Source organism: Candidatus Enterococcus ikei, from assembly GCF_017316105.1.
Lineage (GTDB): Bacteria > Bacillota > Bacilli > Lactobacillales > Enterococcaceae > Enterococcus_L > Enterococcus_L ikei.
In genome coordinates, this window is sequence record NZ_JAFLWD010000009.1 from 278794 (window position 1) to 288914 (window position 10121).

Consider the following 10121-nt stretch of genomic DNA (forward strand, 5'->3'; position numbering starts at 1 on the left):
AAGATGAAAAATGTGAACGAACATCAAACATTTTTCATCTTTTTTCTGTATATTTGTTATACTATAAAAGTAAATTGTTTGATTACGTGAAGGAGCGTTAAAAGATGCGAGTTATTTCTGGAGAATATGGAGGACGACGTTTAAAAGCACTAGATGGTGATAACACACGTCCAACAACTGATAAGGTCAAGGAGTCGATTTTCAATATGATCGGTCCATATTTTGATGGCGGGACTGCTTTAGATCTGTATGCTGGCAGTGGAGGTCTTGCGATTGAAGCTGTATCTAGAGGAATGGATCAAGGAATTTGTGTTGAAAAAAATTTTTCTGCGATCAAAATCATTAAAGAAAACATTGAAGTAACAAAAGAACCGGAAAAGTTTCTCATAAAAAAAATGGATGCTAATAAAGCGTTGGAGTTTTTAAAAGAGGAAAAAACTAAAATTGATTTAGTTTTACTAGATCCTCCTTATGCTAAGCAAGAAATCGAAAAACAAATCGAAAAAATGCTTACCAATGATCTGTTAAGTGAAGATGTAGTGATTGTTTGCGAGACAGATAAATCGGTCAACCTCCCTGAAACAATAGGGATCTTAGAGAAAACTCGTGAGACAACGTATGGAATTACTCAAATAACAATTTATAAATAGGAGGGAAAAAATGACTAAAATTGCTCTTTTTCCTGGTAGTTTTGATCCTTTGACAAATGGTCATTTAAATTTGATTGAACGTAGCACAAAGATTTTTGATAAAGTAATCGTAGGTGTTTTCGTAAATACAAATAAAACTGCTCTTTTTACATTAGAAGAGAAACTTTCCACAATAAAAGCTGCTGTAAACCATCTAGAAAATGTTGAAGTGATCACTCAAGAAACCAAGCTGACTGTTGAAAGTGCTGCAGAGTTGGGCGCTGATTTTCTGATTCGCGGTATAAGAAACGTGAAAGATTATGAATACGAAAAAGATATCGCTATGATGAACCAACATTTAGCACCGAAAGTAGAGACGGTATTTTTATTGGCTGACAAAACCTATGCACATATTAGTTCAAGTTTATTAAAAGAAGTGCTAAAATTTGGCGGAGATGTCTCTGAATATTTGCCTAAAGCTGTTAATGAAGTACTAAATCAAAAGAATCGTGAGATGAAGCCAAATGAATAATGAGCATGAAGAAAAAATATCGATCAAGTCGATACTGCCTTTTGCAGCGGTTATTTTATTGATCGTACTTCTGATTTTTCCTATACCATATTATATAGAAGGTCCCGGTACTACAGAAAATTTGAAAGAATTTGTTACTGTAGAAAACAAAAAAGATTCGGAGCCAGGAGCATTTTATCTGACGACTGTCGGTGTACGTAAAGCGACATTAGGGTCTGCTTTGAAAGCCCAATTTTCTGATTTTCAAGAATTAGTGAGTAAAAAAGATTTAATGGGATCAAGCACTGATAGTGAGTATAATCGGATTCAGCAATACTATATGGATTCTTCGAAAAATGCAGCAATTGAGCAAGCACTGAAACTGGCTAAAGTACCTTATGAAATGACATTTAAAGGTGTGTATGTTTTAGCTATTGAAGACAATTCTAGTTTTAGTGGGAAAATTTCAGTTGGCGATACAGTCACAGGTATTGATGGAAAGACGTTTAAAAGTAGTCAAGAATTTATCGATTATGTTAAAAAACAAAAAGTTGGTCAAGAAGTCACTGTTAGCTATTTGCAAGATGGAAAATCGAAAGAAGCAACAGGTAAATTGATTGAACTGCCAACAGATAAAAAAGCTGGTATTGGAATTGGGCTGACAGATCATACTGAGATAAAATCATCGATTGCAGTTGAGATAGATGCAGGAGATATTGGCGGACCTTCAGCAGGCTTGATGTTTACGCTGGAGACCTATGAGCAGCTGACTCAAAAGGGAATCCGTAAAGGACACAAAATTGCAGGTACAGGAACAATGAATAGTGATGGAATCGTGGGACGGATCGGCGGAATCGACAAAAAAGTCGTTACGGCTAGTGAAAATAACACAGAGATCTTTTTTGCTCCTGATGATGAAATTACCAAAGAAATGAAAAAAGCGAACCCAACTATCAAAACAAATTATGAAGAAGCCAAAGCGGCAGCTGAAAAAATCGGTACAAAAATGAAAATCGTACCTGTAAAAAATGTACAAGATGCATTGGATTATCTGGAAACATTAAAAGAAAAATAAAAAAGAGTGCGGAATTCGTCAGAAAAAAATTTGACGACTACCGTACTCTTTTTCTGGTGAGTTTGATTTTTTCTCGTGAAAAGATAAAAATAATGCGTATCTTTCTTTTGAAGGAGGAAAAAGATGAATTATCGTGAAGTATTACAGACATATAAACATTATTTAATGGGTGGATGCATTGTGATAGTTGTGATATGCAGTATGATTTTCTTTTTTTTTAGTAAATCAAATTCTCAAAGCGTTGAGGAAGAAGAATTGATCCAAACCTCTATCAGCTCTTCTGTACAAACTGATACTGAATCACTCTCTAAGCAAATATACGTCGATATCAAGGGCGCTGTGAAAAAACCAGGAATGTATGAAGGGTCGGCAGATATGCGTGTCTGGGACGCTGTGATGCTTGCTGGTGGGGTAAGCGAGGAAGCTGATACCAAGCAAGTCAATTTTTCTGAGCGAATTATTGATCAAATGGTGATCTATGTACCAAAAGTCGGTGAAGAAATCCAATCAACTGAAAAAAACAATGATTCTCAAGGAAGTCAAAGCAAAGAGACAAATAAAATCAATTTAAACCAAGCAAATGAAACAGAATTACAGGCTTTACCTGGCATTGGGCAAAAGAAAGCCCAAGAAATTATTCGTTATCGGGAAGAAAATGGCGGCTTCAAATCAATTGAAGATTTAAAAAACATTTCAGGATTTGGTGAAAAAACATTTGAGAAATTAAAAGATTCAATCACTTCATAACGTTTTATTAGAATTAAAAAAAGGAAAAGCAACGATTTTACAAATATCTTGTGCAGGTTCTTGACGAGACTTTTTCTATAATTTACTATTTGTATATCCTACTAATATTATAAAATCAGCAAAAGAAGGTTAAAAAAATAAATAGTTACTAAAAAGGAGTAGAATATGACGCTAGAACGAATACCTTGGGATCAATATTTTATGGCGCAAAGTGTATTATTATCATTAAGAAGTACTTGTACACGCTTAGAAGTTGGTGCAACGGTTGTTAGAGATAAACGAATTATTGCAGGTGGCTACAACGGCTCTGTCAGCGGAGATGTTCATTGCATTGATGACGGATGCTATGTTGTTGATGGTCACTGTGTTCGAACAATCCATGCTGAGATGAATGCGATTTTACAGTGCGCAAAATTTGGAATACCAACAGAAGGCGCTGAAATTTACGTTACACATTTTCCTTGTTTGCAATGCACAAAAATGATTTTACAGGCTGGGATCAAAAAGATTCACTATTTAAAAGATTATCGCAATGATGAATATGCGATGGCTTTAATCGAGCAAGTTGGTGCAACTGTCGATCAAGTAACGTTATCAAAAAAATATTTTGCTGAATTACAATTAGGGGAAGATGAGATTGCTTCAGTGGAAGAAGCACCTCAAACAGATCAATAACTACTGGATTTTTCCAGTATTATTAATGATAGGAACAGTTCTTGTTATTTTAAAACCAAGCTTATTAGCAGGAATAGTTTGGTTTTATCTTATTATTCGAGTGCTCTTAACAAGAAACAAAGCAGTGATCGGTGTTAGTTTTTTTTGTATTGTTCTTCTGAGTATTTCTTGCTGGCAAACACTAAGCAAAGAAAAGCAAGCCAAATTTCCTGAGTCAACTGAAATGACAGGTCAATTAGTTGCATTACCAGATAAGCTTAAAATAGATGGCGATCGACTTCAGTTGGAAGGAAAATTTTCAACTACAAAAAAAGAAGAAAGTAAAATAATTGCCTTTTATCGCTTTACATCAGAGCAAGAAAAAAAGAAGTGGCAAAAGTTAAATCTTAGGTTAAGAATGGAGCTTTCAGGTGAATTTGAAACACCTTTGCCCCAAACTAATCTTAATGGGTTTGATTATCAAAGATATTTAAAAGAAAACGGGATATATCAAACTCTTACAATCAGTAATATACATAAAATCAAAACTGAAAGCCCAAAATTTTATGAACTTTTTAGCTGGTTGAGCAATTGTAGAAAAAGAGCGATCGATTATTGTGACGAGACATTTTCAAATGAAACGGCACTACATTTAAAAACGTTGCTTTTTGGATTTAAATCAAGTGAGTTTTCACAAAAGGAAGGAATGCTGGCTAGTTTAGGTATTCTGCATTTGTTCAGTTTGTCAGGTATGCATGTAACATTTTTTGTTGGAAGTTTTAGGTATCTATTTTTAAGATTGGGTCTCACAGTGGAGCGTTTATTTTGGCTACAGCTACTGTTTTCAATTATTTATGCAGGACTAACTGGTTTTTCAAGTAGTGTTGTTCGAGCATTGATGCAAAGTATGATCTCTTTGAGTAGCCGCGAGTTCAAATGGCAGTTGTCAGGACTAGATTGCTGGAGCGTATCATTAATTATTTGCTTGATTTTCCAACCATATTTGTTATTTTCCGCTGGCGGACAGTTAAGCTATGGGTTATCTTTTTTTATTTTATATGTTCACCCAATTACACAAAGAATCAAAAATCGCTATTTACAAATGTATTGTTTTTCTCTTTTACTAAATGTGACAATGATTCCATTGATCGGATTATCCTTCTTTGAATGGCAGCTAACTAGTAGTATTTTTACATTCTTATTATTGCCGATTTTTGAACGAGCTATTTTACCAATGTTGACCATTAGTTTAATAGGCTCATTTTTTTTCAAGTGGCAGTTGCTATTTACAGGTTTGGAAAGTTATTTTTTGCTTCAGCATTTAGTTTTTGAATGGTTAAGTCAGAATAGTACATTTACAATAGTTACCGGTGTTTTTTCTCCATTACTTTTTTTGTTAATCACGTTATTGCTTTTTTTATTATTGTACCTGATGAAAAAGCAATCAAAAAAAGCTTATTTAATTGGTGCAGGTCTCTTTATATTAATGCATAACAAGTATTTTTCTCCGAATGGAACGATTGCATTCATCGATGTTGGGCAAGGAGACAGTATTTTTATTCAAGCTCCTTTTCATCGGGAAAATATTTTAATTGATACTGGTGGAAAAATTGAGTTTGAAAAAGAAAAATGGTCGGTCAAACAAAAACAAGCATCAAATGCCGATTACTCTGTGATTCCATATTTAAAAAGTAAAGGGGTTAAATACTTAGATAAAGTTTTGATCAGTCACGGAGATATAGACCATTGCGGGGATTTATTGACGATCAATGAAAAAATTCCAATACGCAAGCTTTATTATCCAGCTGGCACAGAAAATAAAACCGTTTTTCGGCGCATGATTGAACGCTTGAAAAAAGCGGGGACTAAATGTTATCCTATTTTGGCAGAGACATCCATAAGTCAATCACTCCCGCTTAAAATGCTTGCACCTAGTGTTTCAGGAACAGGGGAAAATAAAGATTCGATGATAGTTTATACGAAAATTGCTGGAAAACGTTTCTTATTTACGGGTGATTTGGAAAAAGAAGGAGAACAACAAGTAATACAAAAATTTCCTTCACTAAAAGTGGATGTATTAAAAATTGGTCATCACGGTAGTAAAACGTCGACAGATCCTTTATTCATTCAAAGAATCAAACCGATAGATGGTGTTATTTCATGTGGACGCAATAATAGGTTCAAGCATCCTCATGATGAAACACTCGCAACATTAGTTCAAGAAAATGTCTCTGTTTTTCAAACAGATAAAAGGGGAATGATCTATTATGAATGGACGCCGTTTTCAAAAATGACGATGGCTAGATTTGTAATAGAAGAAGACTAGCATTTCTTGAAGTGACGTGATAGGATGAACATGAGAAATGAGGGGAAGTATGAATCTACAAGAGGCATTGAAACAAGTAAGACAACAGAATTTTGCTTCTGTTTATTTAATTCAAGGAACAGAAGGGTATTTGAGTGAATTATTTAAAACAGAATTGATGAGTCAATTGATCAAAACTGAAGATGATCAATTCAATTACTCTTCCTTTGATATGGAGGAAGTACCGTTATCTATAGCGTTGGAAGAAGCTGAGACTATTCCTTTTTTTGGTGATTATCGATTAGTTTTTATTGAAAATCCGTATTTTTTAACAGCTGAGAGAAAAACCAATGGACTAGATCATGATACTGATAGTTTACTAAAGTACTTAGAACAACCTTCACCTACAACTATTTTAGTATTTATTGCAAATGTCGAAAAGTTGGATGAACGAAAAAAAGTGACAAAAGCGATAAAAAAACAAGCAGAAATTATTGATGTCAATCCAATGGGAGAACGAGAAGTAAGGCAATACGTTGAACAGACAATCCAAAGTGAAGGATATGAGATTCGTCCAGAAGCTTTTGATTTACTACTGCAATTGACTGATTTGAACCTATCGAAAGTGATGGGCGAGTTACAGAAACTATTTCTATTCGCTTCTGATAGCAAAATTATCACATTAAGTGGTGTCAAAGAGCTTGTACCTAAATCTTTAGAACATAATGTATTTGATTTAACCAATGATGTTTTGTCAGGTAATGGGGAAAAAGCAATTCAGTTGTATGAAGATTTATTGCTCCAAGGGGAAGAGACTATCAAATTAAATGCGATTTTATTAAATCAAATTCGTTTATTTTTACAAACAAAAATTTTAGCCAAACTAGGCTATCAACAAGCAAATATTGCTGAAACGTTGAAAATACATCCTTATCGTGTAAAACTTGCTCTACAGCAAGTTCGTCGATTTGAACTAGATCGTTTAGAGGCTATCTATGATGAATTAGTAGAGAATGATTTTCTAATGAAAACAGGTAAGATGGATAAAAAGCTGCTTTTTGAGTTGTTTATCTTAAAGTTATCTGGACAAGTTGCATGATACAAACTTATTTAGAGTCAAATTGATCGATGACCTAGGTATGGAGTTGCACTGAAATTTTTATAAGCAATACTGGATGCGGGTTTAAACATTTATGTTTAGCCCGTATTTTTTTGGAGAAATAAAAAAGAAGCTAACACGTAGTCAGCTTCTATTAAATCATTATTTTGCTAATTTTTTGCTTAGACGAGATTTGTCACGGCTTGCTTTGTTTTTATGGATTAATCCTTTTGTTTCAGCCATATCAACAGCTTTAGCAGCTTCTGTATATAACGCATCCACATTGTCAGCACCAGCAGCTACAGCATCTTCAAATTTCTTGATAGCTGTACGCATAGCATTTTTTTGAGATGAATTTTGAGCATTCTTGTTAGCGTTAGTACGTACACGTTTAATTGCAGATTCAATATTTGGCATTTCTTTCACCTCCGATAAATTAAGGTCTTACACAGGAAATTCCATATGTAATTCAACACTAATCATTATACCTAATCCAAACAGGCATTGCAATAAAAGATGACAAGTTTTTTTCCTTAACAGTAAAATTAGTGATTTTATCACGTAAAAAAACGGCTTGTATTTGAGATTAATAGAAAAAATCAATACTTTTTATAAAAAATATGCTATCATAACAGGGGAAAAATGAAATGGTGGTGTCAATGTGAATATTGCTTTAATTGTAACTGTTACTCTGGTAATGGGGGTTGTTTTTGTTAATGGTTGGACAGATGCGCCGAACGCAATTGCAACCGCTGTCTCGACTCGCGTGTTAAAACCAAATGTCGCGATTTGGATGGCCGTTATAATGAATTTTTTTGGTGCATTAGTTATGACGTTGTTCAATGCTCAAGTAGCTGAAACAATCAGTAACATCGTAAGTTTTGATGCACAAGGAAACGCCTCTCAAGTAGCCTTAGCAGCAGCGTTATTTTCGATTGTAGTATGGTCTGTAGCTGCGTGGTACTTTGGTATTCCGACAAGTGAAAGTCATGCTCTGATTGCTGGTTTGACCGGCTCTGCAATGGCTCTAGGTGGACTTGGTGCAGTTAATGGCGCTGAATGGGCCAAAGTCCTAGTTGGTCTAGTTGTCTCCACAGTCATGGGATTTGGCGGTGGCTTTCTTGTTACAAAGCTAATTGTAATCCTTTTCAAAGGAGTGGCTAGAAGAACCGCGAATAAAGTTTTCACCTATGGACAAGCATTTGGTGCTGCTGCGAATGCTTTTTTACACGGCGCACAAGATGGTCAAAAATTTATGGGTGTTTTTATGTTAGGGCTTTACTATAATAATTTGGCTGAAAAATCTGGATCAGGATTTATCATTCCAATCTGGGTCATGGTTCTTTGTTCTGTAACCATGGGTTTGGGAACTTCAGTGGGAGGTATGAGGATTATAAAATCTGTCGGCATGGACATGGTAAAATTAGAACGATATCAAGGTTTTGCCGCTGATTTGAGTACGGCATTTTGTTTATTTTTAGCCTCACTTTTTGGTATTCCAGTTTCTACAACACATACAAAGACCACTGCAATCATGGGTGTCGGTGCTTCAAAACGTGTTTCTAGCGTTGATTGGCGAATCGTAAAGGAAATGATGATTGCTTGGATATTGACGTTTCCTGGCTGTGGAATCATTGCCTTTATTATGGCAAAAATATTTATAGCACTATTTTAAGGAGAGAATAAAATGGCTAGAAAAAAACAATTTGATTATTTTGGTGAAATGGAACATTTAGCAAAAAATGCCCATCAAGCAGCAGAACTTTTAGATATGATCGCAATTGACTATTCATTGGAAAAATTAGAAAATGAAGCGGAGAAAATCCATGTATTAGAACGTGAAGGCGATCAAATCGTAAAAAAAATCTTAAGTGAATTATATATTTCGTTTATCACACCGATTGATCGGGAAGACATTGTTGAAATAACTGAACGTTTAGATGATGTATTAGACACGATCAATAGTATCTCATATTTGTTAAGCAGTTTAGTTGTGGAGGATTTGAAGGACAATGCTTTAGTATTTATCACGTATGCAGTAGAAGCCACAGCGGGAGTGTTAACTGCTACGAAAGAGTTTGCTAAATTTAAGAATTCAAAAACCCTTCATGCAATGATCGATGAAGTTAGTGAGATCGAAGGCAAAGCAGATAAATTATATAGTGATTCTCTTAAAGAGTTATTCACCAATGAACAAAATCCAATCGAAGTTATTAAATGGAAAAATGTTTATGATCAATTGGAAGAATTGCTGAATGCCAGTGAATCAGTGGTTGATGTGATTGGTGGCTTAGTAATAAAGAATAGTTAACAAAAGGAAAGATGAATATAGAAGGAAAGCCTAAAAAAGTTCTTATTATTTCTAAGAGCTGATCCTTTTTAGTTCATTCTTAACTAATTTGGAGGAATCAGATGAGTAATCAACAAATAGAAACAATTAAGACATATGCGCAATCCATAGCGTCAAAAGATAAAAGTGGTCATGGAATGGACCATATAAACAGAGTAGTTCGTATGGCAAACAAAATTGCTGAAACAGAAACATGCGATAGATTTATCATAACTGCGGCAGCATATCTTCATGATACCGTAGATGACAAATTAGTTTCTGAACCAGAACTTGCGTACAAACAGTTAATAAAATTATTAGAAGATATCAATGTTTCTAATACACAGATTCAGGAAATCCTCCATATTATCAGAAACCTTTCTTTTAGTCAGGAGCTTGAAGGTAACGCAGAAAAACTGACTATTGAAGGACAAATTGTACAAGATGCTGATCGGTTAGATGCAATGGGAGCCATTGGGATTATAAGAACGATTTATTACGGTGGTCACAAAGGCAATCGGATTTATGATCCAGAAATAGCACCTAGAACATTACACTCAAAGGCTGAATATCGAAATGAGAGTACGGTCATCAATCATTTTTATGAAAAAATCCTCTTATTGAATAATAGTTTAAATACAAGATATGCCAAAGAAATAGGAGACAAGCGTCAAAAATTCTTGGAATTATTTCTAGAAGAGTTTTTAGAAGAATGGGAGTAGTTAAATAGCTCAAGATTAAGTCAAAGTTTCAAATAGGCAATATAATTCAA

The 10121-nt window shown here is 34.5% G+C and carries 11 protein-coding genes; 10 read left to right on the plus strand and 1 reads right to left on the minus strand.

The features are described from left to right. The first annotated feature begins 104 nt into the window (after positions 1-104). The 7 genes from rsmD (at position 105) to holA (ending at position 7020) form a co-directional block, all read left to right on the plus strand. The gene (rsmD, locus tag JZO69_RS05310; protein WP_207111844.1) at positions 105-650 is read left to right on the plus strand and encodes a 16S rRNA (guanine(966)-N(2))-methyltransferase RsmD; all 546 of its coding nucleotides are present in this window, start codon (positions 105-107) and stop codon (positions 648-650) included. A 10-nt stretch (positions 651-660) separates the two neighbouring features. Further along, positions 661-1161: a pantetheine-phosphate adenylyltransferase gene (coaD, locus tag JZO69_RS05315; RefSeq protein WP_207111845.1), complete on the plus strand. Its 501-nt coding sequence runs from the start codon at positions 661-663 to the stop codon at positions 1159-1161. Continuing rightward, positions 1154-2215 carry a SepM family pheromone-processing serine protease gene (locus JZO69_RS05320; protein ID WP_207111846.1) on the plus strand — a complete coding sequence of 354 codons (1062 nt, stop codon included), beginning with the start codon at positions 1154-1156 and terminating at the stop codon, positions 2213-2215. The genes coaD and JZO69_RS05320 overlap by 8 nt, the downstream gene beginning before the upstream one ends. Positions 2216-2338: 123 nt before the next feature. Continuing rightward, on the plus strand, positions 2339-2962 hold the full coding sequence (locus JZO69_RS05325) for a helix-hairpin-helix domain-containing protein (RefSeq protein WP_207111847.1): 624 nt from the start codon (positions 2339-2341) through the stop codon (positions 2960-2962). A 165-nt stretch (positions 2963-3127) separates the two neighbouring features. Further along, entirely contained in the window at positions 3128-3637 is a 510-nt protein-coding gene (locus JZO69_RS05330) for a ComE operon protein 2 (RefSeq protein ID WP_207111848.1), read from the plus strand. Then, positions 3600-5942, plus strand: coding sequence for a DNA internalization-related competence protein ComEC/Rec2 (locus JZO69_RS05335; protein ID WP_242586551.1), 2343 nt, complete (start codon positions 3600-3602; stop codon positions 5940-5942). The genes JZO69_RS05330 and JZO69_RS05335 overlap by 38 nt, the downstream gene beginning before the upstream one ends. A gap of 49 nt (positions 5943-5991) precedes the next feature. After that, positions 5992-7020, plus strand: a complete 1029-nt coding sequence (gene holA, locus JZO69_RS05340; RefSeq protein ID WP_207111849.1) for a DNA polymerase III subunit delta — start codon at positions 5992-5994, stop codon at positions 7018-7020. 162 nt (positions 7021-7182) lie between these two features. On the opposite strand, the gene rpsT is transcribed toward holA, so the two are convergent. Next, positions 7183-7437: a 30S ribosomal protein S20 gene (rpsT, locus tag JZO69_RS05345; RefSeq protein WP_010772698.1), complete on the minus strand. Its 255-nt coding sequence runs from the start codon at positions 7435-7437 to the stop codon at positions 7183-7185. Between the two features lie 280 nt (positions 7438-7717). Here rpsT and JZO69_RS05350 point away from each other — a divergent pair, with 280 nt between their 5' ends. From JZO69_RS05350 to JZO69_RS05360, 3 genes are all read left to right on the plus strand, one after another. Then, positions 7718-8695, plus strand: coding sequence for an inorganic phosphate transporter (locus JZO69_RS05350; protein ID WP_207111863.1), 978 nt, complete (start codon positions 7718-7720; stop codon positions 8693-8695). Between the two features lie 12 nt (positions 8696-8707). After that, on the plus strand, positions 8708-9331 hold the full coding sequence (locus JZO69_RS05355) for a DUF47 domain-containing protein (protein WP_207111850.1): 624 nt from the start codon (positions 8708-8710) through the stop codon (positions 9329-9331). A gap of 101 nt (positions 9332-9432) precedes the next feature. Continuing rightward, positions 9433-10071, plus strand: coding sequence for an HD domain-containing protein (locus JZO69_RS05360; RefSeq protein ID WP_207111851.1), 639 nt, complete (start codon positions 9433-9435; stop codon positions 10069-10071). Positions 10072-10121: the final 50 nt, after the last annotated feature.